We start from the raw sequence: 26,643 nt of genomic DNA on the forward strand, positions 1-26,643 counted from the left end.
TTACCACCACGGGAAAATCCCTCTCGGCAACTGGCTCTTAAGCCACACCTCGAAAACGAGATAGGTGACGGCAACACTGAGAAAAGAAGCTAATAGCGCACCTGTAAGGCGCTTGTTATTCGGATTGAAAAAGAGGCCGAAGAGCACGACAAACGTTGTGAGGATATATCCGAGAAGATCCAGAAAAAGAGCATAGAAGACGAGAAGAGCCAGAGTGTAGGAAAGTTTGAATGGCGCGCTCTCCAGAAATCGCGGACGAACTCTTTCTGATCCTGCCCCGGTCTTCTCTGACGCAGGCCTTTTGAATACGGTTACCAGTGCGCCGATCGCCATGACGAAAAGCCCGGCCGCAAAGGCCACGAATCCGACTCCCGGTTCCTTAAACGTACCGAGGCCGGTTCGATAGGACCAGACGCTGACGGTCACTCCAATCAAGAGCCATATCGGCCCCTCAAGTATTCGTAACACGACTCTCCCGCCTGGAGATCAGTGATCAGCCAGCAGTAAGCAGTCGACAAAAGACGGGATTCTTTGGCTGCTCAAAGCTCTCTGCTCACGCCTTTGTTATTTCACTAACCCTTCTTCTTTAAAAAAGACCTGCAGGGCATCTTTGTACTGGTTGATCGATTTTTCGAAAGCTTTCGTTTCTTCAAAACTTACCTGGGTACCCATGCCGTTGATCTTTGCACGGAATTGCGGGTCCTGGGCTATCTTGCGGATCGCATCATTCAGCTTCTGGATAACAGCATCCGGCGTGCCTTTTGGGGCGAAGACCCCCAAATAGGAGCCGAGCGCAAATTTGTAGCCCAACTCAACTATAGTTGGTATATTCGGCGCAAAATCAGCCCTTTTCTCGAGGAGAAGGGTAAGCACCTTTATCTGCTTTGCATCGATCAGGGATATCACAGCAGGGTAGGCAGGCGTGCCGGCTGGCACGTGACCTCCAAGAATGGCGGGTACGATCTTCGTGTCGCCGTCGAAGGGCACATCGATCAGGTTTATGTTTTCTGCCTTTGCGATGCTTTTCATTGCGAGGTATCCCTGTGTGCTTTTGCCGTGAATGCCGATCTTGGCGCCCGGGTTTTTTCGCGCATACTCGACAAGATCCTTCACGCTGTTAATGGGTGAGTCTCCCTTTACCGAGATGGTAAGCACTGGTATACCCACCTTGGAAACGGGCTTCAGGTCTTTGCTCGAATATGGTGCCTCGTAGAAATAGGTGTAGACTTCTGGAATGCTCGCAGAGGAGGGGAAAAAGCCGATCGTGTACCCGTCCGGCTTTGCCGCGGCTACTGCGTTGCCGCCCATGGTTGTTGATCCGCCGGGCTTGTTGACGGCTACGACAGGTTTCTTCAATTGCTTTTCCATGGCCTCTGCCAGTGCGCGGGCGCCGAGATCGGTCACACCGCCGGGCGGATAGGGGATGACCATGTTTATGGCTCGGTCAGGATATTCTGCAGCCGCAGTCTGAACCCCTGTAGCCTGCATCAGCATGAGTGTCGCGACCAGAAGGACGACCCCCGAAATGTGTATCGACTGACGCTTTCTCATGTCAATCCCTCCCGTTTTTGTTTTGTCTCACATAATTGGCCAGCGTTGGCGTGACTCCTCACTTAACCAGACCCTCCTCCTTAAAGAAGGCCTGCAGGTTCTCCTTGTAGAGATTGACTGTCCTCTCGAAAGCCTTGGTGTCCTCGAACAACACCTGTGTGCCCATTTTGTTCATCTTGTCACGGTAATCCTTTTCCTGGGATACCTTTGCCATCGCATCGCTTATCTTGTTGACCGCAGCATCCGGTGTACCCTTTGGAGCAAAGATGCCGAAAAAAGAGCCGGACGGCAGCTTGTAGCCCAGCTCAACCAGAGTCGGAATGTTCGGAGCAAATTCAGCCCTCTTTTCGATCAGCAGCGTAAGGACTTTTACCTGCTTTGCCTCCAGGAGTGCTGCGATGCCCGGATACGCAGGCGTGCCCGCCGGTACATGACCTCCGAGAATGGCTGGTACGATCTTCGTGTCGCCGTCAAACGGAACGTCCACAAAGGTCACGTTGTCCTGCTTCGCGATGGTTTTCATGGCCAGGTATCCGGTTGTGCTCTTGCCATGAATAGCCATCTTGGCCCCGGGATTCTTGCGTGCATACTCGACAAGGTCCTTGATACTGTTTATCGGAGAATCGCCCTTGACGGTGATTGTAAGAACCGGCGCACCAATTCTGGCTACAGGCCTAAGGTCTTTGCTTGAGTAGGGAGCTTCATAGAAGTATGTGTAGATTTCCGGGAAGGCTGCCGAACTGGCAAAAGCGCCCAGCGTATAGCCGTCCGGTTTTGCGGTGGCTACAACATTGCCGCCTATGGTTGTCGACCCGCCAGGCCTGTTGACGACAAGGACTGATTTTTTAAGATATTTTTCCATGGCTTCTGCCAGTGCGCGGGCGCCAAGGTCTGTCACGCCGCCAGGAGCGTATGGTGCTATGAGCGTAATCGCCCGATCGGGATACTCCGCGGCCCAAGCCGTGATCCCGGCGACCGGGCTCGTGAGGAAAAACAGGAATAAGACGATCACGCCAATTCTACGCACGGACGTATATACCATCATTTATCCCCCTTTGTTGCTTTTCCTCACCTCATGGCCGCCTATCAGCCCAGGCACGCGGGCAATGCGCACTTGACGCACGGGGTAGGGAAGCACGTCCCGGCGTCCCTACGCGGGCTGGGTGTTCTCGCGTATAGCCTTGAATTTTCGTGCAACTTCGTCAGTATCGACGATCATACTCACAATCCCGGCCGACTCCTCGTACACATCCTCAGGAATTACCGCTTTTACTTCAGGTTCCAAGATATGGTAAATCGGCAACCCCAGGGAGACTCCGGCCAGGGGCCCCGCATAGCTGGGATCTCCCACGGTGAGGGTTTCGGCTGCGATTTCTGCACCCTCGATGTCACTCGCGCCGAGAAGCACGACCACATCGTCTTTGCCCTGCTGTTCGACGATCTTCTTGATCTGAGCCTGACTTTCCAAGTCAAGCGTGCCTGCGGCGGTTCAGACAAAGCATTCCGTTGTCATGAAGGCGATTGTGCCGCCTGCGGCCTCCACACATTTTGCAATCGCAGGACCGGGTACGCCGTCCCGCTCGCCGACGATGATAACTCGCTTACCTCTAAGCATGATGACCTCCTTTGTGATACCCTTGCACGCTATACATTACACGTTGCGCATTGCAAGCTCAAGGCAAATATCCTTCTACGCTCCGTGCCCCATCCCTTGTCTCAAACCCTTCGTAGAACTAGCGTCGCGCCGGGTTTGCCTGCAGAAGGAACGAGAGCCCGTCCGAAAGCTGTGACATCCTGCCTAGAAAGAGACTTCCCTTTGCCACGAACATGGCGTGTTTCATACGTCCCTGCCGCATTTCCTCGAGGGCATGTCCCAAGAACGGCACTGCTGCAGGGATATGCCCCTGTGTGGGGGAGAAGCCGGGCATACCCCGTTCTTTGACAAAGGCATCGATCCCCGACTTGTCGATCTCCTTTCGGATCGCGGCAAGCGCGCCCATGATCTTGTAGTTGGTGAGAGGCGTGTTGCCGCTGCCCGCGGGCAGGGTGACCTCCGGGTTATGCATCTCGGTGGCATACCGGTCGATCTCCATCATCTTCATGCCTACTTTCTCGAGAGGCTTTACAATGAGGGAGGTCATGATGTCCTGCTGGCTCGATGCAGCGCCTATGTTGTGCTTGCCCACAGCATCCAGCCGAATGACGGGATTCACGCCGTCATCCTTTGTGATGAGTATGGCAAGACCGCCGAGCACGTCTTCCAGTACGGGCATGTTATGCTTGAGGTGACCGTGGTACTTCATGCCGATCTTCGCCAGGCAGCCGCCGCCGATGACAACAACCCGGTCAAATACCCCTGCCTCGACCTGGCTTGCCGCGTCCACAAGGGCGTGGATCGGTGCAGCGCAGAACGCCTTCACGTCGTGCCCGCTCGCATTAACGCAGCGGCACATCTCGCCGATGGCTTTCGAGAGGCTCCCGCCGCCCCGGTTGTACCGATCCCCGACCGCGTCCTCCGAACAACTCAGGATAAAGTCCACCTGCGAAGGCTCGATGCCGGCCCGCTTGAAGAGATGGAACATGGCAAGCGCTCCCGAAGCTTTGCCGAGCAGGTTTTCCATGAGCACATGGGCCTTGAGGGTATCGTCGGCGTCATGGTCCCGCCTGACGAGACCAACAATGGCTCCGCCGGAGTAAAGAGGCAGGGCCTCATCCTTCTCGATACGCTCTATGATCTTCTCATACGGCACGCCGTCACCGATTTTCTTCGCGGTGTTCTCCGTGAGGAAGGACTGGCGGGACATCACCTGTTTGGTTTTTTCCGCAAACTCCGGTGTAAACCAGACCAGATCAAAATCGTCGGCGCACTTGAGCCAGCCGTAGAACTCTTCTTCGGGCTGTATCTCGCCGAACGGACCTATCCTGCGGGCATCTTTGACCGGATGTTGGTACCAGGGCTGAGGAATGTCGTTAAGCCGGTCCGGGTGCAGGTTACCGATATACACCTGATTCGGAGGATAGGCAATAGCCTCCTCGAAGCTTCGCACATGGGCGTAGATATCCTTTTCCAGCGCACCTCCCGTGCCGCCGTTTAATGCTATGTCGCGGATCGGCTTTGAGCCGTATCGAACGAAACTGGGAACGTGGACAAGAATATAAGAACACTCTTTGACAACAACAGCCATGATTGGATACCTCCCTGCCTTAGAAGACTGCGCTATAGCAGTTTCTTGATTGACTCCTCAATGGATTCCACGGACACATTGCCTGAGAGCCGTTCCACCTCCTTGCCGTCTTTGAACAAGAGATAGGTCGGCAGGGACATCACCTTCAGTTGGAGGCAGAGGCGCCTGTTTTTCGGAGCTTCCACCTTCGTCATCTTAACCTTGCCCGTATACGTGGTGCCGAGTGCCTCCACCTGAGGCATAGCCTTAAGGCAGGATACTCACTGCGGCCCCCAGAAATCTACAAGCACGGGGAGGTCTGACTTGATTACTTCCGGTTCAAAACTTTCGGTTGTCAGGTCCTGCATGGCACATCTCCTTACTGAGAAGTATTGGTTTCGTTGGGTGTTGACGCCAGAGCCTTCAGAGCGGCAAGCACTACGTTCCCGCGTAGCGCCTTCTCATCCTCGCGTGAAAGGTTGGGGTCACCCAACGGATTGGTAATGCCTATACCTGAAACGATGCGGTTGGCTTTCTTACTTAACCAGCCCTTCTTCCTTGAAGAAGACCTGCAGTTCCTTCTTTTCCCTCTCGGTCGAGACTTCGAAGGATTTTGTTTCTTCAAAGGAAGGCAGAATGCCCAATTCCATCAGCTTCGCGCGAAACGCGGAATCCTGTGAAACCTTTGCGGCCGCGTCATTTATCTTTTTCACGATGTCGTCCGGCGTGCCTTTTGGTGCGAATACCGAGTTTGCCATACCCGGGGGAATCTTGTAACCGAACTCAACGATGATAGGCACGTTCGCCGGCATGAAATCGGCTCGTTTCTCTACAAGGAGGACTACCAGTTTGAGTTGTTTCGCGTCCACAAGAGATTTGACTGAAGGGTAGGTAGGGGATCCGACGGGAATATGGCCGCCGAGAATGGCAGGCACAATCTTGACGTCGCCGTCGAAGGCGACATCGATGATGTTGAGGTTCTCATTTTTCGCAATAGCTCTCGTAATAATGTAGCTGGGCGATGTCTTGGTGTTGATGCCCCACTTTGTCCCGGGATTCTTGCGCACATACTGGACGAGATCTTTAAGACCGTTAATGGGTGAATCACCTTTGACCACTATGGCGCCCACGGCCGTCGCAACCCGGCAGACAGGTCTTAAATCCTTGCTCGCGTAAGGCGCCTCATAGAAATAGGTATATACCTCCGGGATGCTCGCCGCAGGTGGAAAGTAGCCCAGAGTGTATCCGTCGGGTTTGGCGGTGGCCACGACGTTTCCACCCATCGTCGTTGAACCGCCTGCCCTGTTGACCACCACTACAGACTTCTTGAGCTGTTTCTCCATTGCCTCCGCGAACGCACGCGCACCCAGGTCGGTCACGCCTCCCGGAGGATAGGGCACGACCAGAGTAATAGTCCGGTCGGGGTAATCCGCCAAAGCCCAGCGGACTTCGACCAGGCTTCCGGACAAAAAAACCAGCATCGCAATGGTATAAACAATGACTGCCGTCTTTCGCATACTCGTCCTCCCCTTGCTATCTTCTCTGCCTGGTATTATGCATAATGTGAGCGGCGTGCGCAACAAAAAAGGAGCTTTGATCTCCTCGAGTGAAGCCGCGCCGCCTGGGCGTCGGGGCGTGGGAAGGGTGGAATCTTCAAATTTGCTATTGACCCGCACACTCCAATTTACTACATTGCAACTGCATGCGTCGTTATCTTATTTTTTTCACCGCAGGCTTCAGCTTGTTCATGTACGCGATCGACGGCACGGTAGTAGCAGTCGCGTTTCCTGATTTCACGAGGGATCTGCATACCAATGTCCTTTGGTCGGCGTGGACGCTCTCAATCTTTTTCATTGCGGTTACGATAACCATGCCGTTGGCGGGAAACCTGGTTGACAGTTTCGGCCGTAAAAAGGTCTTCCTCATCTCGCTGGCTCTTTTCACCGGCAGTTCCTTTGCCTGCGGTCTTGCACCCAGTATCCACGCGTTGATCGCGTTCAGATTCGTGCAGGGCGTCGGGGGCGCCTGCTTTCTTCCTACCGCTTCAGGGATTGTCAGCGACAACTTCCCCGAGAATCGTGAGGCTGCAATCGGGCTTTTTTCCAGTATCTTCAGCATCGGAGCTGTTATAGGGCCGAACCTGGGGGGTTGGATCGTGAGCCGATACTCCTGGCGTTACATCTTTTATATCAACGTGCCGATTGGAATGGCCCTGATGGGCGCCTGCATGCTGCTGCTCAAGGAGTCGAGGGTTCTTGTCCGCTCTCGTGTCGATCTTATCGGTGCCGCCCTTATGAGCGGTTCGCTGCTCTTTCTTATGTTCGGGCTGAATCTCCTCGCTGAAAACTTCTCCATGCTGACGTTACTACTTTCCGTATTCCTGATCCTCATCGGCATTTTTTTGTCGATTCATTTCATCCGCCAGGAGAGGAAGGCTTCGGCGCCCATCCTTGACATTGCTTTGCTCCAGTCGACGCCCTTTGTGGCGGCCAACGTTTCAAATCTGATTATAGGCATCAGCACCATTGGTGCTTTTTCATTCGTACCGCTTTACGCGGTTTCGGTTCATAAGCTTTCTACTCTCATGAGCGGTATGATCCTGACCCCTCGCTCTTTTGCCATGGCCGTGGCAGCGGCTGTCACGAGCTTTCTTTTGAAGAAGTGGGGCTACCGGTGGCCAATGGTACTTGGCTTTGGTCTGATGTCCCTGACGACGATTCTTCTCGCGCCCGGGCTATTCCTGAGGGAGGCGCCATTTTTCGGATTGGGAACCATAGAGACGCTCGCGTTCCTGTTGTTGCTGAACGGGATGGGCGCAGGAGTTGTATTTCCTGCTGCCAACAATGCCTGTATAGAATTGATGCCCGAGAAGGTGGCGACGATCGTTGCGCTGAGAAATATGTTCAGGAATGTCGGTGCCGCGGTCGGTGTTTCTCTGCTTACGATTATACTTCACGTGAGTTCTGATAACGTCCGCGGCTTCACCGTCATCTTTGTTGCTGTCGGCTTGCTGTTCCTGACTTCGATTCCCCTTCTTTTCCTCATGCCTGCAGGAAGGAAATCCTGGGAAGGCTGAGAATAATACCAAGGTAAGCTTTGCGTTCCCTACTCACTCCGCCTGCTTGTAGAGAAGCATCATAGGTAATGGAATCCTGAGACGTATGGTGCCTTCTACAGGACATTCTTCCACGCACCCGTTACAATAGGCACATTCCTGCGGGTAAGTCACCTGTGGGACATGCTTCTTTTTCGATCCGAAGTAAACGTCCTCGGGGCATGTGTCGACGCACTTTCCACAACGGATACACTTTTTCTCATCTATGACGGGCGGCATACTTGCTTGACCTCCTATCTGGCTTCGGCTCTCCATTCGGTGACCGGTTTTCCATCTATTCTTTTCTGGATCTGGACCTGCTTGTTCATCCTGGGGTTTGTCAGCGGGTAGTCGAGACGCACGTGGTTCCCTCTCGTCTCACGCCTTTCCAGGGCGCCTGTGAACACCAGTTCACCCAGTTCGATGAGATTCAAGACTTCGAGGCATCGCATGACTTCGTGCTGGTTGCCGGCACGTATGATCTGATACGTCTTCTTCTTCAAGCGAGCCAGATGTGCAGAGCCGGCTTCGAGTAAAGCTTCAGATCGGAGCCAGCCGGCGTAATCCTGCATGATCTGCTGAAGGGCGATATTCACTTCTCTCCAGTCCGCACCATCCTTTCTTGCCAGTATACTTCCTACGAGAGCCGCTTTCTGTTGAGCCTGCTCTCTCATGCCGCTCACATCCGGCCGATGGCCGCTCTTTATATAGTTCACTGCGTTTTCCCCGCAGATCCATCCAAACACGGATGCGTTGGACACTCCCGGCGCCAGTTCCTCACCTATGGCATAAAGGCCTTTCAGTGACGTCTCTCCGTTTTCGTTGGTAACGATCCGTCCCTGACAGCCATGGTCGTACGTCATGAATTCGACCGGATGTTTTCTCTGATCTATTCCCTCTTCTTTCATGTGCTCAGAGACGGGCGTGAGGCCCTCGTGAGCGAACCAGTGCACCATGTCCCGGTAATCGTCGTCTGAAATGCCTCTGCCGTCCATGTAGACGGGGCCGCGCCCTGATGTCCAGTAATCATGAAAGAGCGCCTTGTTTACCTCAGGGGTGATATCGCCGTAGAGGCCCTCGGGCCGCGTTACGAAAGGCCCGATCGGTTTCCCGTGCGGGTCTCTGAAAACTCCCACCCACGTTGCCTGGCCGAACCGCGCAAAATATTTAGGGCCCACGTGAAGCATTCTCATTTCTACGTCCTGCAGTTCCGCTCCTGCCCGATAGGCCATGAGGCGGCCGTCTCCGGTGAGACTCGGTCTTGTCGCGTTATTATTGAGCCATGCAGGCGTAATCGCGGGAAAGAGCCTAGCGACGGCTCCTGTGCCGATGATAACGGCACCTGTTTCGAACGTGAAGATTTTGCCTGTTCGCGCATCGATGCCGACCGCACCCCCCACGCCACCCTTTCCCAGCAAATCAAAAACCATGACCCGGTTGACGATCTGAACCTTCCGTTTTTTGGCCTGCTCGGTTAATACTGGCTTTTGCCTCCGTCCTTCATACTTCAGGAGACAGCGCAGCCCACCAGGAAACGCATGGCCCGCAAAATGGTACTTCCCATCTTGTTTGGTCGGGATACCCCAGCTGTCCCACAGTTTGACTATATCGAAGGTTCTTGCAATGTGAGCTCGAATCCTTTTCATCCCGAGGGTCTGGAAGTTGTGCAGTTGCTGGGTCTGCAGCATTTCCTCGATGTAGGTGTCGATGGAGGAGCCGTGCACTTCCGGTATGTAGCAGAGGTAGTGATCGCAGCCACCACCCCCCTTGCCGCTGTGCAGCACGTTGCCTTTCTCGGCAACAATCACTTTTGCTCCAAGTTCGCTGGCCCGGATGGCTGCCATCAACCCGCCGATGCCGCCTCCTACGCACAGGACATCACATTTTAAGTGTTCTGTTTCCACGATGACCTCCAAACACTTCCAGGGTGAGCTGTCTTAAGCTTTCCTTCAGTATTCGATACGATGCGATGATTTGCAAACGAGTTTAGTGAAACGACTGGTAGTTGTCAAGGATATGAACTGTTCTCACTCTGCTCACCTACGTTCTCCCGCAATCCTTTGAAGAAGCGAACAATCTCTTCATAATCCTGCCCTTTTATAATATGTTTCAGAAATTCGAGGCGGGACGTTATCCGGTCAAGTTGGGAAAGGCAATGGGGATTGAAGAGTATCTCCGACAGCAGTTGATCGTCCTCCGATAGAAGATTGCGGGCGATACTCAGGTGACGTTTAAAGGTCGTTCCCGGAACTGTTGCAGTGTTGACGCAGGCGGCGAAGATCATTGAGGCGGCAAATGGCATGGCAAGCGAATAAGCCATCATCCTGTCGTGCTCCTTAAAGGAGTACTCAAAGATATGCACCTTGAGATGCCGGAAGAAGTTCTGAAAGAAATCCCGCCCCTCACTGCACGAATCGGTGATGATGATGCCATTCTCTTCGCTGAGGGTTTTCATGTCTGTAAACGTGGGGCCGAACATCGGATGGATTGAAGCGAATCTGAAGGGGATTCTCTCGTAATACTCCGCGATCTCTCCTTTGACAGAGGCGACGTCACAGAGAATACAATCTCTCTTGAGATAGGGCACAGTCTTCTCAAATGCGGATAGCGTCTGTCGAAGGCTCACGGCATTAATAAGAATTTCAGGCCGAAACCCTTTGATGGTTCCGGGGTGACTCAAGTGCACCACACTTTTCAGGCCGGTTTGTTTTCCCTCGTCGCTGTCGTAAACCGCAACCTCGTTGTTGCGGGAGAGTTCCCGTGCAAGCCACGAACCCATGCGGCCTGCACCCAGAATAACAATTCTTTTTGGACGCGAACTGGTCTTGCTGCGCACTGCTCACTCCTTACGGCTTCGCGGGTAACAGCCGAGCAGTTTGAACGTTTTGGACCGGTTCCTGATTTCATCAAGAGTTTCCACGACCCTGGGGTCTCTGTCTGAACCTTCGAAGTCAAGAAAAAAGGCGTAACCGCCCGGATCATCACGAAGAGGTCTGGACTCTATCCGTGTCATGTTGATCCCTCTGTCGGAGAGCGTCTTGAGAACGGCGAAAAGTTCACCCGGCCGGTGCATTACTGAAAAGAGAACAGAGCACTTGTTTCCTTCTTCGGGAAGAGTTTCCCGCGCGAGCACTATAAACCTCGTCCTGTTCGAAGTGTGATCCTCAACGTTTTCCTTCAAAATCTCCAGGTTGTAGAGCTCAGCGCAAAGTCCGCTCGCGATTACCCCGGTTGCGGCGGGTTTCTGCTCTCGCAGCATGGCGGCAGCACCTGCTGTGTCGTAAAACGGGCGTGCCTCCAGTTTGTGTCTCGAAATAAAAGCCCGACACTGTCCCAGGGCCTGGGGATGCGAATAGACAGCCCTGATTTCGCGGTAATCCTGCTCGGGCAACGCGAGGAGACAATGGTGCACCGGTATGGTGGCCTCCCCGACTATTTTAAGATCGGAATCGATCAGCAGGTCGTTTACCTCGGTAATGGCCCCTTCGAGAGAATTCTCCACCGGCACTATGCCGAAATCAAGCTGCCCGGTTTCCACGAACCTGAATACATCATGGAATGAACCACATGGTATCGACGCGAGGGCTGGAGCATAGGCGTGGGCCGCGACCTCGCTATAGGCTCCGTGTTCCCCCTGAAACCCGATGATGGATAGTTCCTTTTCCTGGATGCGCCTGCTCTCTGCAATGATGGTCGTGTAGAGCCTCTCTGTAAATTCAGGATCGGTGACATTGTGAGAGTATCTCCGGACATGTTCGATTACCTCCCGTTCGCGGTCAGAATCGACCACGCCTTTCTTGAGCCTTCTCAATCTCAACGCATACTCCATTCTGCGGTTGAGGAGTTTTACGATTTCATAGTCCGTGGCATCTATAGCTTTCCGTATCTCGCTGAGATCCATGAGATTACCTCCGCAGTACTCGTGGTATTTTTTGTTCGATCATCATCAAGTCGGCAATGACGATGGCACAGGCTGCTTCCACGATAACGGGCACCCTGAGTGCGATGCAGGCATCGTGGCGCCCGCTGATGGTCAATTCCTGCTGTAACCCTGTCTCCACGTCTATCGTCTGCTGAGCCTTGGAAATGCTGGACGTGGGTTTGACAGCAACGCGGAGCAGAATTTCGTTTCCGTTACTGATCCCTCCGCTGACACCTCCCGCGTTGTTTGTTCTCGTTTTGCCGGCTGCGGTAAGTATCGCATCGTTGTAATGACTTCCCGTCATGGTGCTGCACGCAAAACCCGTTCCGAACTCTATGCCCTTGATGCCCGGTATCGAAAAGATGAGGTGGCTGAGAAGAGATTCGACCGAGTCGAAAAAAGGCTCTCCCAGGCCCGCAGGCACGCCTTCGATTTTGCACTGGACGATGCCTCCGATAGAGTCTCCGGCCCGGATAGCATCTTCGATCGCAGACTCTATCTTTGTCGAGCCTCCTACTTCGACGAGCTGTGCCTGTATGCTGAGTGGACTCAGGAGTTTTTTTGCGACTACGCCGGCCGCGACAAGCGCTGCTGTCAGCCTACCCGAGAAAGTTCCTCCACCTCGATAGTCGTTGAACCCGCCGAATTTTTGAAAGGCAACAAGGTCAGCATGGCCGGGTCTCGGCCTTGTTCTTATCTGCTCGTAAGCATCAGAGTCAACGTCCTTGTTTTCAATGAGGATAAGAAGAGGCGCGCCCGTCGTTTTGCCATTGAAGAATCCGGTCATAATCGAGGGGATGTCATCCTCTCGCCGCGCGGTTGTGCCCGGTCTTCCGCTCCTTCTCCGTTCGAGGTCGATCGTGAAGTCTCCAGCCTCCAGGTCGAGTCCTGCCGAACAGCCGTCAATGAGAACTCCGACGCACTTTCCATGGGATTCGCCCAGGATACTCACGCTGAACAGCCTGCCGAAGGTATTCATGGTGCCTCCCTGATGCTCTCCAGGTCAGAGAAGAAATCCGGGTAAGACTTTGCTACGGACTCCTCGCCGTTTACACCCACACGCCCATCTGCGCGCAGCGCTGCCACTGCGCACGACATGGCAATCCTGTGGTCGTTATGCGCGTCCACCATAGCCTCCCTCACATTTCCTCCCTGCACCTCCAGTGCATTGCCCATCATTCTGATAGAGATGCCGAGTTTTTGAAACTCTGATGCCAGCGCTGCTGCTCTGTCACTTTCCTTGTGCTTCAGCCGGTGAAGTCCGTGGATAACACTTTTCCCTTCGCATCCGCTTGCAAGCGCAACGAGCGGAGGAAAAAGGTCAGGGCAATCCGTGGCATCACATTCGAAAGCATTGAGGAATCCTTTTCTGACTGTGATGCGATCCTTTTCCGGTTGCACAGATGCACCCGCTCCTGTCAGGATCTGAAGGATGGCGCGGTCTGCCTGAAAAGACCTGAGATCGAGGCCTGTCACAGTTACGCTGCCTGTTAGGGCCCCTGCTACCAGGAGAAAAGAGGCACCAGACCAGTCGCCCTCCACAATGTAATCGGATGACAGGAAAACCTGATTCCCCTTCACAAAGAATTCCTCGAAGCGTGCATCATGCTCAATGCGTATGCCGAACTTTTCGAGAAGACCTATGGTCATCTGCACATAGGGTGAGCTCTTCAGATGGGTGACCTTCATGAGAGAATCTTGTTCGCAGAAGGGCAGGGCCATAAGGAGGCCTGTCAAGAGCTGCGAACTTACGGCACCGTTGATGCTGACGTGTCCTCCCTTCATCGGCCCTCTGACTTTGATGGGTGCATGACCGTGATCGGTTGTACACGAGGCGCCCAGGGGCAAAAGCTCTTCCACCATGTCCATCGGTCTTTTGCCAAGTGATCCTGAAGCCAGGAGCGTAATCTCTTTGTCCTGCAGAGCGGCAATGGGAGTGAACATACGCATACAGAGCCCTGATTCGCCGCAATCGAGCACAGTCCCTTTCGCGATAAGAGCCTGTTTGCCGGTACCATGGATTGCCAGAACTCCTTCTCTTGCTTCTATTCTGGCGCCGAGAGCTTTAATGATACCGAGGGCGGACATCGCGTCGTCGCAGAAGGAGGGGTTGTAGATGCGCGAGGTTCCGTTTGCGAGCAGGGCTGCTGCGAGAGCCCTTCCCATCATACTTTTTGAGGGAGGCGCGGCCACGCGCCCCTTAACTGCTGAGGGTTTTATGAATTTCACTCCATATCCTCCCGGCAATCTCATCAGGTCTTTCTCCTTCTGTACTGATCAGGAGATCGGCCGTAGACGCGTAAAAAAATCGGCGTTCTCCGAGCTGTTTCTCGATGCGAGCCAGCGGGTCCTCACCATGCAGAAGTGGTCTGCTACCGGTGTCAGCGATTCTGGTCAACAATGTCTTTGGGCTTGCCCACAGCCAGACAGGCACCGAGGTGCTTCTTATCGTTTGTATATTTCGCTTCGTCAATATTGCGCCTCCTCCGCATGCGACCACCGCGTGTGAAATATTCCAGAGCTTCTGCACCTCGGTGCGCTCCATGTTCCTGAAAGTCTCCTCTCCCTCCTTCTCGAAAAGCTCCGCGATCGACCGGGCTGCTTTTTCCTCCACCATGCTATCGATATCGATCACGCTCATACCAGTGAGCGCCGCCAACTCTGTCGCAACAGTCGATTTTCCTGACCCGCTCAGGCCTATCAGTGCTATATTCCGGTGCACGGGCCATGTCTTTTTCATTAACGCCTTGCGCATCGTTTCAAGAGGGGCCGTTTCACCCGTGAAATACCCGAACGCGGGGAGAGCCTGATGCAGGAGCCAGAGGCGACCATCAACCACATTACAGCCGGCACGCTGTGCATCCTGGAGGAGTGCGGTTGGACGGGAGTAGTTGGCATCGAGCACGGTGAGCTCTCTTGAAAGCAGGCCAGGCTCGATGACGCGCTGCTCGGACGAGATAGTCGAGATGAGCAGGTGGGAACCTTTGAGCGCCTCTTCCGCGCGTTCAAAGGGAAGAACGCTGCATCGCAGGACGCCGGCAGCTTCTTCAGCTTTCTCAAGAGAACGATTCACCAGCACAACCTCAGCGCCTGCTGAAAGAAGGGCGAGAGCAGCCGCTCTGCCCGCACCCCCGGCGCCGAGCACGACCGTTTTCTTTCCTGCAGGCTCAAAGGAGGTTTCCTTGAGCGCCCCCAGGACACCTGCAGGGTCTGTTGTGTACCCGAAAAACTTACCAGCTTGTTGTACTACAGTGTTAACCGAACGTATCTTTGCCGCAACCTCTTCCACTTCGTCGAGGAAAGGTATGACGTCAGCCTTGAACGGCGAGGTAATGTTGAGACCATCGATGCCTGCCTCGCGGGCGGTCGTAATCACTTCTTCCGCTGTGGTCACGGCAAGGCGGGTGTACACCGCGTCCAGGGAGAGTTCCCTGAACGCCGCATTGAACATCCGCGGACTTCTGCTGGCCAATATAGGGTTGCCAGCTACTGCGTAAATGTTACCCATGTTTCTGTCTCGTCAACTACTCAATATCACTTTTCTTAGTTGTGCCACCAACGTGGCCAGCGTCTCATTGTCTATCTGGCCTTCTGCTGTTTCCTTGCCCTTCGCAAGCGATGCGAACGTAAGAGGGCTTCCGAGAAAGGGTGTGGCAATCCTGGTTATTCTTCCCTCGTCTCCTATGCCGATAACCACTATTTTTCTGCTATCATCCAAAAGACCGAGGAGCCGTGCGCTCTCTTCAGGTAACCGGACAGTGCACGCAATCTTCGCAATGTCGGCGCCGGCCTCAAAGCAGGAATCGACAATCCTGTCAAGCACGTGTCTTCCGGGTGTGCCCGCGTGGTCGTGAAAGGATACGATCACGCGACAATTGTATGCCTTGGCTTTGGCGATAATCTCTTCCCTGTAGTTTCTTTCCGATTCAATCTCTACGTCGACGAAGGCCGCCCCTGCTTCGATAGCGGCTATAAGGAGCTTCTTGCGATCCTTGTCCGGGTGTGCCCTCGCCCTGCATGTCGCGATCAGCGTTTTCGGTTGTGAAAAGAGTGAGCGTACCTCGTCGAGCGTGGGACGTATCACGTCGATGCGTATCTCGGCGCAATCGAGTCTTTTCAGGGCCGACATGCATGAAGCCACCGAGTCTTCTGCGAGACTAACACAAATCATGGAGCATCCCATCGAGTTCACTGACTTTTACGGGCGCGACTCTCGCGCGGCCTATCCCGTCAAGCAGGACAAAGTGAATCTCTTCGTTCTCCCTCTTCTTGTCTTTCCTCAGGGCTTCTCGCACCGCGGTTGCATCCACATGCGCTGTCACAGGAAGCCCGAACCTCTCAAGAAGCGTCCTGAGTCTCTCCACGTCGCTTTCCGGGATGAGGCCACGGCGAGCAGAGAGCGTGGCTGCAGCCACCATACCTATGCTCACGCCTTCTCCGTGCCGCAGGCGGCCGAGGCTTTCGAGCGCGTGTCCGATGGTGTGGCCGAAATTGAGTTTCCTTCGTTCCCCTTTCTCCTTCTCGTCGAGCGATACGATTCTGGTTTTGACTGAAAGGGAATCGTAGACGATGCGTTCGATTACTCCGTGATCGAGCGATAGAGCCTCCATCCACGCTGCTTCGAAAAATGAAAAGAGATTTGCATCGCCGATCGCGGCGGTCTTAATCGCTTCGGCAAAGCCGTTCCTCAGTTCAGGACCGGAAAGAGTTTTGAGCAGAGAGAAGTCGCAGAGCACGAACGAGGGCTGAGTGAAGGTGCCGACGAGGTTCTTGTAGTTCTTGAAATTAACCCCGTTTTTCCCTCCGACGCTGGCATCTACCTGGGCCAGAAGGGTCGTGGGCACGAAGCCGAACCGGAGCCCTCGCAGATACGTTGATGCGGCGTATCCCGCCACATCGCAGACGAGCCCGCCGCCAATTGCCAGAACGAGAGAGGAACGATCAATCTCGGCTCGAAGGAAAGTCTCGTACATCTTCTCTACAGTCGCCAGCGTTTTGGAACGCTCGCCAATACCTGTTTCTATTACCTCGCACGGCGGGAACAGGTTCCCGTAAAGAGCACGTACTGTAGTGTCCGTCACGATAACCTTTTTTGCTCTGCCGCAATAAGAGGTGAGGTGTTCCAAGGGTTCCCCGACCATGACGGTTGATTGACCTGAGGTGCCTGCAATCTGTAGTGACCTCATTGCCCTGCCGCCATGACCTCCGTTGAATCGATGGTACCCATCGAATCCATGAAACGATGAAGGGCGCTGACCCGTCGCATCATATCCGAAAACTCCCGAGGCGTTAAAGCCTGCTCCTTGTCGCAGAGAGCCTCCTCGGGATTATTATGTACCTCGACAATGATGCCGTCTGCTCCTGCCGCCACCGACGCGAGACTCAGCGGAGGAATGAGAGAGACTCTTCCGGTTGCATGGGAGGGATCAACGATAACCGGGAGATGCGTCAACTCCTTCAGTGCGGGTACGGCAGTCAAGTCGAGAGTGTTCCTCGTGTAACTTTCAAACGTGCGAATGCCTCTCTCGCAGAGAACGACGTGAGGATTCCCCTCGCTCAGGATGTACTCCGCGCAGTTGAGCAGTTCTTCCAGGGTTGAGTTCATGCCCCTCTTTAAAAGCACGGGTTTGTGCGATCTTCCCACTTCCTTGAGAAGGGAAAAGTTCTGCATGTTCCTCGCGCCTATCTGGAGCATGTCAGCGTATTCACTTACCCAGAAAACGTCTCGCGCATCAATGACCTCGGTCACAATGGGAAGCCCGGTTTCTCCCTTCGCCTTTCTGAGGATCTTGAGAGCCTTTAAGCCAAGACCCTGGAATGCGTAGGGCGAACTGCGCGGCTTAAAGGCACCTCCGCGCAAGAGGTGGCCTCCTGCTTTCTTGACCGCGTGGGCGGTTTCTATTGTTTGCCGTTCGGTTTCCACGCTGCACGGTCCGGCAATTACCGTAAATCCCTCTCCTATGGGTATGCCTTCCACGCGGACTACTGTCCTGCCTTCGCCGTTCAATGAGGCCAGTCTCAAATTCTTCATGATCTCTCCTCCGGTAGGTTAAGCCGCATATCGCGCCTAATAAAAAAGGCCGTGGATGTTTCCCACGGCCTCACAAACTGAAAGGGCCGCGGGTTCTGCACCCACGGCCCTTGATTACCATCTAGGGTAAAGGACACCCGGGGTGCAGGATCCTGTACCAAAAATAAAAGTAGCCGAAAATGGTTGTCGAGTACTGCATAAGGCGACAGTATAAAGCCGAACCTTTCTGTTGTCAAGTGAATGAAAGCTAATCAAAGAACGGTACGGCGGCGTCCGCCGTGTCCCGCAGAGGCACGCGTCATCACAAGCTCTTGATTATGGCGGTAGGGAGGTATATTATTGCTGACACAGCCGGGAAGACAACGAGAGCTGCCGGAGGAGAGCTATGACAAAAAGGGATGATGCAGCAATCAACAGACGCGATTTCCTGAGGATCGGGATGGCAGGAGCTGCCACCATCGGTTTAACAGGCATGGGAAACCTCCTCAGCGCAGCCGAAGCGGCGCCGGCGCCTGTCTATCGCACGTTGGGCCGGACCGGGCTCAAGGTCACTACGCTCAGTTTCGGCGCGATGCTCACGCCCGAGTATGAAGTCATACGGGCAGGCTTTGACATGGGAATCAATTACGTGGATACGGCACGCCGCTACCTGAACGGAAGAAGCGAAGATATTGTCTCAAAGGCGCTTGACGGCATACGTGACAAAGTGTACGTGGCCACGAAGACACGCAGGGAATCGACCACCAGGGACGAGATCATGAAGGATATCGAGACGAGTCTTGCCCAGCTCAAGACCGACCACATCGACGTGATCCAACTTCACGGCCTTGAGAATGCGAAGCAGGTGTTGAATCCCGAGGCGCGCGCGGCCTACACCAAGGCCAGGGAACAGGGCAAGGTCCGCTTCTTCGGTGTGAGCACCCATACCAACATGGCAGAGGTCATCAATGCGGTAGTAGACGATCCTGACAAGTTCTTCGACACGGTGCTTGTGCAATACAACTTCAACTCTGATCCTTCGGTGAAGCAAGCTATGGCCAGGGCTAAAACGGCAGGAATCGGTGCGATCGCCATGAAGATTCAGATGGGCGGCTACAAGACAAGGGAGGAGGTCAAGGCCATGACTCCGGAGCAGGCCGCAGCCAATCTGAAATGGGTTCTGCAGGACACGAACGTGACGTGCGCCATCCCGGGGATGAGGACCGTAGACCAGGTAAAACAGATGTTCCCTGCAATGCAGGCAAAGCTCACAGATAGAGATGTGCGCGTGATCCGTCAGTATGCGCAGGCGATCGCACCGTACTATTGCAGGTTGTGCGGGGAGTGCGAAGGCACATGTCCCAACGGGGTGGCCATCAGCGTGATTAACCGTGCACTCATGTATGCCGAGGGGTATAAGGAGTTTGCGCTGGCAAAAGCGACATTCGACGAAGCTCCGAGGTCGTCTCTCTGTTCCTCGTGCGAGGACTGCGTGGCTCTGTGTGTCAACGGCCTGAATATCGCAAAAAAAATGCGCCAGGCTCAGAGTATGTTTGCATGATACGCATGACACATCTGATTCGGATGATAAGGTTATTGCGCTGCGCACCGGTTGTTACGGCTGTGCTGTTATTCACTTTTTCGTCTCTGTTTGCAGCTGAAAAAACAATTGACGATATTCTTCCCGAGGAATGTGTGCAGGGCTGGGCCATGGACGGCAAGGTGACAACGTACACGCCGGACAACCTCTACAAGTACATCGACGGCGAGGCCGAACTGTACATGCCCTACGGCTTCCGTAAGGCTGCAACGGTGATGTACTTGAAGCCGGGAAGCGCTGATACCGGGATAGTGACCAATATTTTTGAGATGGGATCGCTCCTCGAGGCTTTCGGTATCTACTCTAATTATCGTACCCCCGCGTTGGAACAGGTAAGAATCGGTGCTGAAGGTTTTGCAGACGAATCGCAACTCATGTTCTACCAGGACCGTTATTTTGTCCAGATCGAGGCTTCAGGTTCGGTCACAGAGGGAGGCTTCATCTTTCGCTCCTGCGCTGAGGCAGTCTCGCGCAATATAGCTGACAGCAAGGAAAAACCTCGCGAGCTCCAATTCCTCAAGGTGCCGGAAGCTGTACCTCTGACTGAAAAGTATTATGCCTCAGGGCTGCTGGGTCACGGCTTTTTCGGAAAAGGCTTTACCGGAGAGGTGACGATCGAAAAGGCGCGGGCAAAGTCAGTGCTGATGCTGGCAGGGTCTGAAAAGGCAGCCGCGCAGGTCTTCACCGACTACGAAAAGTACCTGAAGGAATCAAAGGTCACGCCTGCACTGGCGAGGGATAAGGGGGGCAACATCCTGCACGCGATGGATCCGCTTTACAAGGGCGTGGTGCTGGCGCAGTCCGGTCAATACGTGGTGGGTGTCGTGGGCCTCAAAGAGCCGCATGACGGCGATGCACTCATCGCGGAGCTTGTCAAAAACCTTCCGAAGCGGTAAGGTCAAGAGAACTGCCCAAGCCGCTTGCACGGTCTCTCTCGCTTGCTGGCGAATCGTGTATTTCCCTGGCCAATAGTACCGTATTCCACTTCCGCCATTGCACATGGCAATGATTAGAACGGGTGCCGCACACCAGCTACTGTACCTCTTAAATGTCGTTTGTTATAATGAGATGGAACTTAGGCGCCTGATCGGCGGCCACGTGATGTCCCGAGGCGATCCGTAAGCTCGTTCAGGAGGAAAGTATGAAACTAAAGACAAAACTCACGTCGGGCTTAGGCTTTCTGTTCTTCATTATCTTCGCGCTCGCCGCTTTTTGTTCCTACTATGTAGGCACCCTGGGCCAGGAATCCGAAAGAATCCTGAAGGACAACTACGACTCGCTCGTCTATGCCCGGAATATGGTCGCCGGTCTCGAAGACATCAAAACGTCGGTTACCGTTGCTATGTACACCTCGCGCACGTCCGAGCACTACGCACGACTCTTCGAGTCAGGGAAGAAGTTGTTCGAGGAGAACCTCAAGCTGGAACGCAACAACATAACCGAAGTGCACGAGAAAGAGTATGTCGAAGCGCTTACCCAGGAGTATGCGTCCTTTCTCAAACTGTCCGTCCAGCTCAGAGAAGGCCCTGCCGAGCCTTCCGCTTATATCCGCGATTTTCTGCCGGCCACTGAACGGGTGAGAGAATCCATCAGGGGCATCTACGACGTGAACATGGAGGCGGTCGTGCGCAAAAGCCAGCAGGCAACCCGTGACGCCACCCGCTTTATGCAGGGCATGGCCATGATAGGCGCTATCTGCCTGGTGCTGGCGTTGGGCTACTTCTGGTACTTTCCGGTCTACATATCTTCCACCATGAGCTATCTCGCAGAGAGAATGAGCAACCTGGTCAAAAAGAGCGGCGTTCCCTTCGAGGCAACCACGAACGACGAGGCCGACATCATGCTGCAGGGAATAAAGGCGCTCGAAGAAAAACTCGGCGTAAACAAAGAGAGCGTGAATACTCAAAGGAGCTAATCTCGCTGACTCTCTAAGAGGCGCTACACGTCTTGAAGATGCGAGAGCCGGTGGAATCCCTCAATATGCTCCCGTCCATGTGGCTCCTGACTGGCGAGATCGTCACGGAGCTCGAGGCCATTAACGTCCTCACCGGAGCAACGGCGTTCCAGTGCAGCGCTGGCGGTATCGGTGGTGCAGAAGGCGGCGTCTGGATCGTGTTCAGGGGTACCAGGGAACAGGTTACCAAGGCGCTCGACCTGGTGCATTCTATCCAGGGTGAACCACCTTACGTGGAATAACATCCCGGGACGTTGTGAGCAAACAGGCTGATGAGGCCGAAAGCCTTTGCCCGCCTCATCAGCGTCAATGTTCCATCTCATTCACCTTATTACCCACGCGATCTCAGAACCGGGCCACGACATGCCGTGGATGGCGAAGCCTGTAGCGTAAATTGATAGCCGGACTTATATTAAAAGGCTATGGGGAATCTCGGGTCAAAAATAAAAAGGCGGTGACACCACTATGAAGAAGGTACTGCTTGTCGTTGTTGTGCTGGTGATGAGCCTGGTCTTTGCGATGGGCGTGTTTGCCCAGGCTGTGACGACGCCAACACGTTCCACGCCCGCGAAGAAGGCCCAAACACCAAAGTCGATGCAATATGTAGGTACCATCGTTCTGGTTGACGCGACCGCAAAGGGCATTGTCGTCAACGGCAGGAACGGCGAAATGACCTTCGACGTGTCTATGACCGCGTGGAAACCTTATAAGTCTGTGCACGAGGTCAAACTGGGCGATCCTGTTACCGTATGGTACATCGAAAAAAACGGGGAAATGAAAGCCTCTTCCGTGACGAAGGCAAACCCTCCAAGTCTGAAGGAGGAATCTATTCCTGCAAACAAGTAGCCTTCGTCTACGAGAGCGGGGGACGTATTCCCGGTTCCGGCCCGCTTTAAGCCTTTAGAAGCGTAAGGCCTCTCCTCGTGTTTCCACTCGAACTCGTGCCAGCCTGACCTTGGGCGCTGCGCCTGGTGGCGCTTCCCAACATTTGCTATGCAGGCGTACAGAGTCTGCCCATTTGCGTCTTGAGATAGTTCTTGATGGTTTTTGTCAGGTTAGATAAACTGTAAGCTTCGAGACCATGTGCAGGAGATGACGTATGGATGAAGAACGAAAAGCATCGGCAGAAGAAGCAAAGCAGAAAAAAAGCTCCATGAGAGTCTCCCGTCGCGACTTCCTAAAAGGAATGGCGACGACTGCGGTAGCGGCGACCATTACCACGTTTCCGGGACAATCTCTTCCCGAAGCCGAAGCTGCATTGCCTTCGGGAGTCAAGGAAGCGCTCATCACCCTCAATGTCAACGACAGAGCCTATCGCGTGAAAGTGAAGTCAAATTGGACCCTGCTCGATGTATTGCGACGGGAGCTCGATCTCACCGGAACCAAGAAGGCCTGCGACCACGGGAATTGCGGCGCCTGCACGGTAATCGTGGATGGAAAAGCAGTTTATGCATGCTCTCTCCTCGCGATCGGCATGGATGGCAAGAAGATCGCTACCGTCGAAGGCTTGAGGGAAGGAGAGAAGCTCCATCCCATCCAGAAGGCTTTCTCCGAGCAGGGAGGGTACCAGTGCGGTTTCTGTACCTCGGGGCAGATGATGGCCGCTAAGGCGCTGCTCGATAAAAACGCGAACCCCACAGCAGATGAGGTACGCATGGCCATGGCCGGCAATCTCTGCCGATGCGGCGCTTATCCGAAAATCATCGAATCGGTTTTGAGTGCGGCCAAAAAAATTTCGGCAGGCGCGTGATGGCAGGCGAATTCAAAGTCGTCGGAAAACGAGTGGAGCGCGTGGATTCCTTTGAACGGCTGACAGGGGAGGCGAAGTATGCATCTGATGTCTATCTGCCGGGAATGCTGTACGTAAAAGTCACGCGTAGCCCCCATCCCCACGCAAGGATTGTGAGGATCGATGCGGCGAAAGCCCAGGCGCTGGCCGGTGTCAAGGCGATTCTGACGCCGCAGGAAGTGCCGGACTTCGCAATTCATAGCAGGCCCAATCCTCCTTTCGTTCGGATGCCTGTCCTCGCGAGCACGCCCCGTTATGTGGGTGATGAGATCCTCGCCGTGGCAGCCGTGGATGAGGAGACCGCGGAGAATGCGCTGGAATTGATTAAGATTGACTTCGAGGTTCTTCCATTCGTGCTCGATGCCGAAGAGGCGGCAAAATCGGGAGCGCCACGCATCTATCCTGACGGGAATGTGATACGCGAAAAGATTGACACCCTCGTGCGCGGCAATCTCGAGGAGGGATTTAAACAGGCGGACGTTATCTTCGAGGGGAAATATCAGACCCACATGATTCAGCACGTTACCTTGGAGCCGAGGGTGACTGTAGCAGCCTGGAACGGAAAGAAGCTGACTCTCTGGGACGGTGGCAAAGGGCCCTTCGGCCTTCGGAACGATCTTGCAGAGGCTCTCAACATCAAGGTCAATCAGATCAGGGTTCTGACCCCGTTTATAGGAGGCGATTTCGGCGACAAGGGCAGGGTGGAGAGGCAGCATGTCATCTGTGCACTTCTGGCGAAGAAGACAGGGCGGCCGGTCAAACTGGAGTTCACGCGGGAAGAGAACTTTCTCGCCACACACCATCGGTATCCGACGACATGGTATATGAAGTACGGCGCGAAGAAAGACGGCACGTTGACTGCGATGCATGTGCGGCTCTACGCTGATCTTGGCGCCTATTACCACATGGACTTCGCCTATAATTCTCTCGAAGTTCCGAAGGGCGTTTACAGATGTCCCAATGTCATGCTGGAAGGCTACAATGTATTTACGAACAAACCTGAAGCCGGCCAGATGCGATGTGTCGGCCATCCGACCGGCATGTTCCCGCAGGAAGTCCACATGGACCGGCTCGCAGAAAAACTGGGCATGGACCCCTTTGAGTTTCGGCTTAAGAATTACGCGCGAAAAGAGGATGGCGATCAGGACAGGAAGATTCCCTTTACAAGCTGCGGTATGGATGAGTGCGCCAGGCTGGCGTCCGAACAGTTCGGCTGGAAAACCAAATGGAAAACACCGGGCTCAGGCTCTGGTCCTGTGAGAAAGGGCGTCGGCGTTGCCTTTCAGTCATGCAGACACGGGTCGATCTTCGGGCCCATGTCCGCTGTTATCAAAATGGATCAGGATGGCACCATAGAGCTGATGAACGGGCTCAACGATACAGGAGGCGGGCAGAAGACGGCCATGGGAATAATTGCCGCCGAAGAGTTGGGTGTGCCTTATGACGCAGTGCAGGTAACGACCGGCGACACTGACTCGACCACCGACACAGGAACCGCAGGGGGCAGTCGCGGAACACCATCTGTGGGCCTCGCCGTTGTGGCCGCTGCGCGGGATGTCAAAAATCAGTTGCTCGATGCGGCAGCCGATGTGCTGAAAAAGAAGAGAGACGATCTGGAGATTCGGGATGGCGCCCTCTTTATCAGGAGCGAGAACAGATCCGTTCCCTACAAGGAGATCGTTTCAAAAAGCGGCGCAACCATCGTCGGACGGGGTTCTCCCAAAGCACCGCAGGGCATTGCTACGCATACCTTCGGCGTTCACTTCGTCGAAGTGGAAGTGGACATGCGCACGGGTAAGGTGAAGGTACTGCGTCTCGTTGCGGCGCATGATGTGGGCCGTGCGATAAGCCGCATCGGGGTCGAGAACCAGATCCAGGGCGGGGCTGTTATGGGTATAGGTTACGGTATGCTCGAAAGACAGTATATGGACGCTCCTACGGGCATCTGCGTCAACTCCAATATGGTCGATTTCAAGGTTCCGTCTATCCTGGACGTGCCCTTTGTGGAGCCGATAATCGTGGAGCCTGATGATCCTGTGGGACCGTTCGGCGCGAAGGGTTGCGGGGAACCGCCATACGGCGTGCCTGCGCCGGCCATTGCCAATGCGATCCACAATGCCATCGGCGTGCGTTTCACCGAGATTCCGGTCAATATCCGATCGGTCCTCGATGGGATAGAGAAGCGCAAGGGATAAGGACAAAGGGAGAAACTGAGGAAGAGCTTTACGTATTACAAGGTGAACACGGTATCACAGGCGGTTTCCCTGCTGGAGCGCCACGGTGATAAGGCCGCCCTCCTTGGGGGCGGCAGCGACTGCTCGGGCTCGCATATGCCGGAGAACCCGTTTCCCGTTATGCCCTTACGCAGCCTTCGTCAAGCAGCGTTTGATGCCCGGCGTTTTCAAAACTGAACCCCCTCACGAAGTATATTTCCCCTGCTGCATCCGGCTCCACCTCGACATAGGTGCAGGTCTTCCCATCGACCCACGTACCCGTGTTCGCATAGATATGCTTATATTCTCTGCACCCCAGAACTGACGCACCGAGGACAGGACGGAACGGGTGAAAGCCGTAGGTATGAGTATGTCCGAAAATGAGGATCCTTGGTGCATAGGGCTTCCCGGTGACGAAGATCCAGGAAGCCGCAAATAGCAGTGTGCCAAGATCCCCGAGCGGTGCGACCTCGCGAGGGATCGTGTCCTGACGTTTATTCCACTCTTCGTAAATGCCCGCGTAGTCTCTCAGTATGTCCAGGTAGGTGGGGTCTGGCGAGAACCCGTCCAGCCCGTTCATGAGAAATGTGTTGCCCGTGCCTGGAGTCTTTCTGCGTATCTCATCAAAAAAGTCTTTCGGCAGCGTTCCCCCTATGCCCTCTCTGACGACATTTTGAAGGGTGGCGACCAAATCAGGAAATGTGCCTACCTGCGCGGCATAATCGGCCGCCACTCGCGCCATGAAGAACCCCTCTGGCAGGTGGCTGCCCGGGTGGCTCCATGTGTCGGGAGCATTGAACAGGCAGAAGCGGCTTCCGTGCTCGGCAAAGAGGACATTCTCTTTCTGGTAGAGGTCCATACCCGATGCCAGGGCGATGAAGTCGAGGTGCTCGAAACCGTTTTGAGGAGTGAAGATATCGCTCAACAGCATGTCATGGTTTCCCCGTACATAGGAGACTTCGATCGCGCTCGTTTCCTGGCAAAGACCCCTCAGTGCATCGATCACCAGGGCGTTATCGTGCGCAGCAAGTATATCCATGAAATCTCTTGTCGGTGGGTGCTGCATGGGACAGACCCAGCCGTCCAGCAGGTCCCCGAGGATGACAAGTTCCGCAACATCCTCCCGACTCTTCAGCCAGGTAAGAAACGATGCGGCAGTGGGAATATTTCTATTCATCCATGTGTATGCATGCATATAACCATTGCCGCTGGGAGAGAAGCTGAACTCATCATTCAGGTGCAGATCACTCACGAAGATAAGCTTGTTCCTCATAGGACACCTCCTTATCCCCTGTATCTCACCGGGTAGTTTCTTTCATTATAAGCAGATACCGGCAATTCGAAAA

General features: G+C 54.4%; 26 protein-coding genes. 8 read left to right on the forward strand and 18 right to left on the reverse strand.

Translation table 11 applies throughout. The features are described 5' to 3' along the window. The 7 genes from VMT71_13860 to VMT71_13890 form a co-directional block, all read right to left on the reverse strand. Positions 1 to 468: a tripartite tricarboxylate transporter TctB family protein gene (locus VMT71_13860; protein ID HVN25053.1), complete on the reverse strand. Its 468-nt coding sequence runs from the start codon at positions 466 to 468 to the stop codon at positions 1 to 3. A 96-nt stretch (positions 469 to 564) separates the two neighbouring features. Further along, positions 565 to 1,551 carry a tripartite tricarboxylate transporter substrate binding protein gene (locus VMT71_13865; protein ID HVN25054.1) on the reverse strand — a complete coding sequence of 329 codons (987 nt, stop codon included), beginning with the start codon at positions 1,549 to 1,551 and terminating at the stop codon, positions 565 to 567. Between the two features lie 58 nt (positions 1,552 to 1,609). After that, positions 1,610 to 2,596, reverse strand: a complete 987-nt coding sequence (locus tag VMT71_13870) for a tripartite tricarboxylate transporter substrate binding protein (GenBank protein ID HVN25055.1) — start codon at positions 2,594 to 2,596, stop codon at positions 1,610 to 1,612. A gap of 105 nt (positions 2,597 to 2,701) precedes the next feature. Then, positions 2,702 to 3,166, reverse strand: a complete 465-nt coding sequence (grdA, locus tag VMT71_13875) for a glycine/sarcosine/betaine reductase complex selenoprotein A (GenBank protein ID HVN25056.1) — start codon at positions 3,164 to 3,166, stop codon at positions 2,702 to 2,704. A gap of 118 nt (positions 3,167 to 3,284) precedes the next feature. Further along, positions 3,285 to 4,736 (reverse strand): glycine/sarcosine/betaine reductase complex component C subunit beta, encoded by a 1,452-nt coding sequence (grdC, locus tag VMT71_13880; protein ID HVN25057.1) that lies wholly within the window; start codon positions 4,734 to 4,736, stop codon positions 3,285 to 3,287. Between the two features lie 32 nt (positions 4,737 to 4,768). Further along, entirely contained in the window at positions 4,769 to 4,978 is a 210-nt protein-coding gene (locus VMT71_13885) for a thioredoxin family protein (GenBank protein ID HVN25058.1), read from the reverse strand. Between the two features lie 273 nt (positions 4,979 to 5,251). Next, positions 5,252 to 6,232 carry a tripartite tricarboxylate transporter substrate binding protein gene (locus VMT71_13890; GenBank protein ID HVN25059.1) on the reverse strand — a complete coding sequence of 327 codons (981 nt, stop codon included), beginning with the start codon at positions 6,230 to 6,232 and terminating at the stop codon, positions 5,252 to 5,254. Between the two features lie 230 nt (positions 6,233 to 6,462). Between VMT71_13890 and VMT71_13895 the strand changes: the two genes are divergently transcribed. Continuing rightward, a complete protein-coding gene (locus VMT71_13895) occupies positions 6,463 to 7,791 on the forward strand; it encodes a DHA2 family efflux MFS transporter permease subunit (GenBank protein ID HVN25060.1) in 1,329 nt (442 codons plus the stop codon). A gap of 33 nt (positions 7,792 to 7,824) precedes the next feature. Here VMT71_13895 and VMT71_13900 read toward each other — a convergent pair whose 3' ends face one another. The 10 genes from VMT71_13900 to aroF form a co-directional block, all read right to left on the reverse strand. Beyond that, positions 7,825 to 8,049 carry a ferredoxin family protein gene (locus VMT71_13900; protein HVN25061.1) on the reverse strand — a complete coding sequence of 75 codons (225 nt, stop codon included), beginning with the start codon at positions 8,047 to 8,049 and terminating at the stop codon, positions 7,825 to 7,827. 14 nt (positions 8,050 to 8,063) lie between these two features. Continuing rightward, a complete protein-coding gene (locus VMT71_13905; GenBank protein ID HVN25062.1) occupies positions 8,064 to 9,713 on the reverse strand; it encodes an FAD-binding protein in 1,650 nt (549 codons plus the stop codon). Positions 9,714 to 9,817: 104 nt separating this feature from the next. Next, the gene (locus VMT71_13910) at positions 9,818 to 10,645 is read right to left on the reverse strand and encodes a prephenate dehydrogenase (GenBank protein ID HVN25063.1); all 828 of its coding nucleotides are present in this window, start codon (positions 10,643 to 10,645) and stop codon (positions 9,818 to 9,820) included. A gap of 3 nt (positions 10,646 to 10,648) precedes the next feature. Further along, on the reverse strand, positions 10,649 to 11,710 hold the full coding sequence (pheA, locus tag VMT71_13915; GenBank protein ID HVN25064.1) for a prephenate dehydratase: 1,062 nt from the start codon (positions 11,708 to 11,710) through the stop codon (positions 10,649 to 10,651). A 4-nt stretch (positions 11,711 to 11,714) separates the two neighbouring features. Further along, positions 11,715 to 12,710, reverse strand: coding sequence for a chorismate synthase (locus VMT71_13920; GenBank protein ID HVN25065.1), 996 nt, complete (start codon positions 12,708 to 12,710; stop codon positions 11,715 to 11,717). Next, positions 12,707 to 13,960, reverse strand: a complete 1,254-nt coding sequence (gene aroA, locus VMT71_13925) for a 3-phosphoshikimate 1-carboxyvinyltransferase (GenBank protein ID HVN25066.1) — start codon at positions 13,958 to 13,960, stop codon at positions 12,707 to 12,709. Before aroA ends, VMT71_13920 begins: the two co-directional genes overlap by 4 nt. Further along, complete coding sequence (locus tag VMT71_13930; protein ID HVN25067.1) at positions 13,932 to 15,239, reverse strand: shikimate kinase; 1,308 nt, start codon at positions 15,237 to 15,239, stop codon at positions 13,932 to 13,934. The genes aroA and VMT71_13930 overlap by 29 nt, the downstream gene beginning before the upstream one ends. Before the next feature lie 12 nt (positions 15,240 to 15,251). Next, positions 15,252 to 15,902, reverse strand: coding sequence for a type I 3-dehydroquinate dehydratase (locus VMT71_13935; protein HVN25068.1), 651 nt, complete (start codon positions 15,900 to 15,902; stop codon positions 15,252 to 15,254). Beyond that, entirely contained in the window at positions 15,889 to 16,917 is a 1,029-nt protein-coding gene (aroB, locus tag VMT71_13940; GenBank protein HVN25069.1) for a 3-dehydroquinate synthase, read from the reverse strand. The genes VMT71_13935 and aroB overlap by 14 nt, the downstream gene beginning before the upstream one ends. Beyond that, the gene (gene aroF / locus VMT71_13945; GenBank protein HVN25070.1) at positions 16,914 to 17,762 is read right to left on the reverse strand and encodes a 3-deoxy-7-phosphoheptulonate synthase; all 849 of its coding nucleotides are present in this window, start codon (positions 17,760 to 17,762) and stop codon (positions 16,914 to 16,916) included. Before aroF ends, aroB begins: the two co-directional genes overlap by 4 nt. Positions 17,763 to 18,147: 385 nt before the next feature. Between aroF and VMT71_13950 the strand changes: the two genes are divergently transcribed. The 7 genes from VMT71_13950 to VMT71_13980 all read left to right on the forward strand — a co-directional run bounded on the left by VMT71_13950 (position 18,148) and on the right by VMT71_13980 (position 25,279). Then, positions 18,148 to 19,302, forward strand: a complete 1,155-nt coding sequence (locus VMT71_13950; GenBank protein ID HVN25071.1) for an aldo/keto reductase — start codon at positions 18,148 to 18,150, stop codon at positions 19,300 to 19,302. Positions 19,303 to 19,307: 5 nt separating this feature from the next. Beyond that, positions 19,308 to 20,237 carry a DUF6599 family protein gene (locus VMT71_13955; protein HVN25072.1) on the forward strand — a complete coding sequence of 310 codons (930 nt, stop codon included), beginning with the start codon at positions 19,308 to 19,310 and terminating at the stop codon, positions 20,235 to 20,237. Positions 20,238 to 20,482: 245 nt separating this feature from the next. Next, entirely contained in the window at positions 20,483 to 21,256 is a 774-nt protein-coding gene (locus VMT71_13960) for a hypothetical protein (protein ID HVN25073.1), read from the forward strand. A gap of 32 nt (positions 21,257 to 21,288) precedes the next feature. After that, complete coding sequence (locus VMT71_13965) at positions 21,289 to 21,537, forward strand: hypothetical protein (protein HVN25074.1); 249 nt, start codon at positions 21,289 to 21,291, stop codon at positions 21,535 to 21,537. Positions 21,538 to 21,760: 223 nt separating this feature from the next. Beyond that, the gene (locus VMT71_13970; protein ID HVN25075.1) at positions 21,761 to 22,141 is read left to right on the forward strand and encodes a hypothetical protein; all 381 of its coding nucleotides are present in this window, start codon (positions 21,761 to 21,763) and stop codon (positions 22,139 to 22,141) included. Positions 22,142 to 22,394: 253 nt separating this feature from the next. After that, on the forward strand, positions 22,395 to 23,045 hold the full coding sequence (locus VMT71_13975; protein HVN25076.1) for a (2Fe-2S)-binding protein: 651 nt from the start codon (positions 22,395 to 22,397) through the stop codon (positions 23,043 to 23,045). Then, positions 23,045 to 25,279, forward strand: coding sequence for a xanthine dehydrogenase family protein molybdopterin-binding subunit (locus tag VMT71_13980; GenBank protein HVN25077.1), 2,235 nt, complete (start codon positions 23,045 to 23,047; stop codon positions 25,277 to 25,279). The genes VMT71_13975 and VMT71_13980 overlap by 1 nt, the downstream gene beginning before the upstream one ends. 157 nt (positions 25,280 to 25,436) lie before the next feature. Here the strand turns inward: VMT71_13980 and VMT71_13985 are convergent, their stop codons facing one another. Further along, positions 25,437 to 26,570 carry a metallophosphoesterase gene (locus VMT71_13985; GenBank protein HVN25078.1) on the reverse strand — a complete coding sequence of 378 codons (1,134 nt, stop codon included), beginning with the start codon at positions 26,568 to 26,570 and terminating at the stop codon, positions 25,437 to 25,439. Between the last annotated feature and the right edge of the window lie 73 nt (positions 26,571 to 26,643).

The organism is Syntrophorhabdales bacterium (genome assembly GCA_035541455.1).
Lineage (GTDB): Bacteria > Desulfobacterota > Syntrophorhabdia > Syntrophorhabdales > WCHB1-27 > JADGQN01.

What these genes read in the sequence shown, in the direction of transcription:
- VMT71_13865 (HVN25054.1), bottom strand. Translation starts at nt 1,551, where the DNA reads ATGAGAAAGCGTCAGTCGATACACATTTCGGGGGTCGTCCTTCTGGTC.
- VMT71_13870 (HVN25055.1), bottom strand. Translation starts at nt 2,596, where the DNA reads ATGATGGTATATACGTCCGTGCGTAGAATTGGCGTGATCGTCTTATTC.
- grdC (HVN25057.1), bottom strand. Translation starts at nt 4,736, where the DNA reads ATGGCTGTTGTTGTCAAAGAGTGTTCTTATATTCTTGTCCACGTTCCC.
- VMT71_13885 (HVN25058.1), bottom strand. Translation starts at nt 4,978, where the DNA reads ATGCCTCAGGTGGAGGCACTCGGCACCACGTATACGGGCAAGGTTAAG.
- VMT71_13890 (HVN25059.1), bottom strand. Translation starts at nt 6,232, where the DNA reads ATGCGAAAGACGGCAGTCATTGTTTATACCATTGCGATGCTGGTTTTT.
- VMT71_13895 (HVN25060.1), top strand. Translation starts at nt 6,463, where the DNA reads ATGTACGCGATCGACGGCACGGTAGTAGCAGTCGCGTTTCCTGATTTC.
- VMT71_13900 (HVN25061.1), bottom strand. Translation starts at nt 8,049, where the DNA reads ATGCCGCCCGTCATAGATGAGAAAAAGTGTATCCGTTGTGGAAAGTGC.
- pheA (HVN25064.1), bottom strand. Translation starts at nt 11,710, where the DNA reads ATGGATCTCAGCGAGATACGGAAAGCTATAGATGCCACGGACTATGAA.
- VMT71_13920 (HVN25065.1), bottom strand. Translation starts at nt 12,710, where the DNA reads ATGAATACCTTCGGCAGGCTGTTCAGCGTGAGTATCCTGGGCGAATCC.
- VMT71_13930 (HVN25067.1), bottom strand. Translation starts at nt 15,239, where the DNA reads ATGGGTAACATTTACGCAGTAGCTGGCAACCCTATATTGGCCAGCAGA.
- VMT71_13935 (HVN25068.1), bottom strand. Translation starts at nt 15,902, where the DNA reads ATGATTTGTGTTAGTCTCGCAGAAGACTCGGTGGCTTCATGCATGTCG.
- aroB (HVN25069.1), bottom strand. Translation starts at nt 16,917, where the DNA reads ATGAGGTCACTACAGATTGCAGGCACCTCAGGTCAATCAACCGTCATG.
- aroF (HVN25070.1), bottom strand. Translation starts at nt 17,762, where the DNA reads ATGAAGAATTTGAGACTGGCCTCATTGAACGGCGAAGGCAGGACAGTA.
- VMT71_13950 (HVN25071.1), top strand. Translation starts at nt 18,148, where the DNA reads ATGACAAAAAGGGATGATGCAGCAATCAACAGACGCGATTTCCTGAGG.
- VMT71_13955 (HVN25072.1), top strand. Translation starts at nt 19,308, where the DNA reads ATGACACATCTGATTCGGATGATAAGGTTATTGCGCTGCGCACCGGTT.
- VMT71_13960 (HVN25073.1), top strand. Translation starts at nt 20,483, where the DNA reads ATGAAACTAAAGACAAAACTCACGTCGGGCTTAGGCTTTCTGTTCTTC.
- VMT71_13970 (HVN25075.1), top strand. Translation starts at nt 21,761, where the DNA reads ATGAAGAAGGTACTGCTTGTCGTTGTTGTGCTGGTGATGAGCCTGGTC.
- VMT71_13975 (HVN25076.1), top strand. Translation starts at nt 22,395, where the DNA reads ATGGATGAAGAACGAAAAGCATCGGCAGAAGAAGCAAAGCAGAAAAAA.
- VMT71_13980 (HVN25077.1), top strand. Translation starts at nt 23,045, where the DNA reads ATGGCAGGCGAATTCAAAGTCGTCGGAAAACGAGTGGAGCGCGTGGAT.
- VMT71_13985 (HVN25078.1), bottom strand. Translation starts at nt 26,570, where the DNA reads ATGAGGAACAAGCTTATCTTCGTGAGTGATCTGCACCTGAATGATGAG.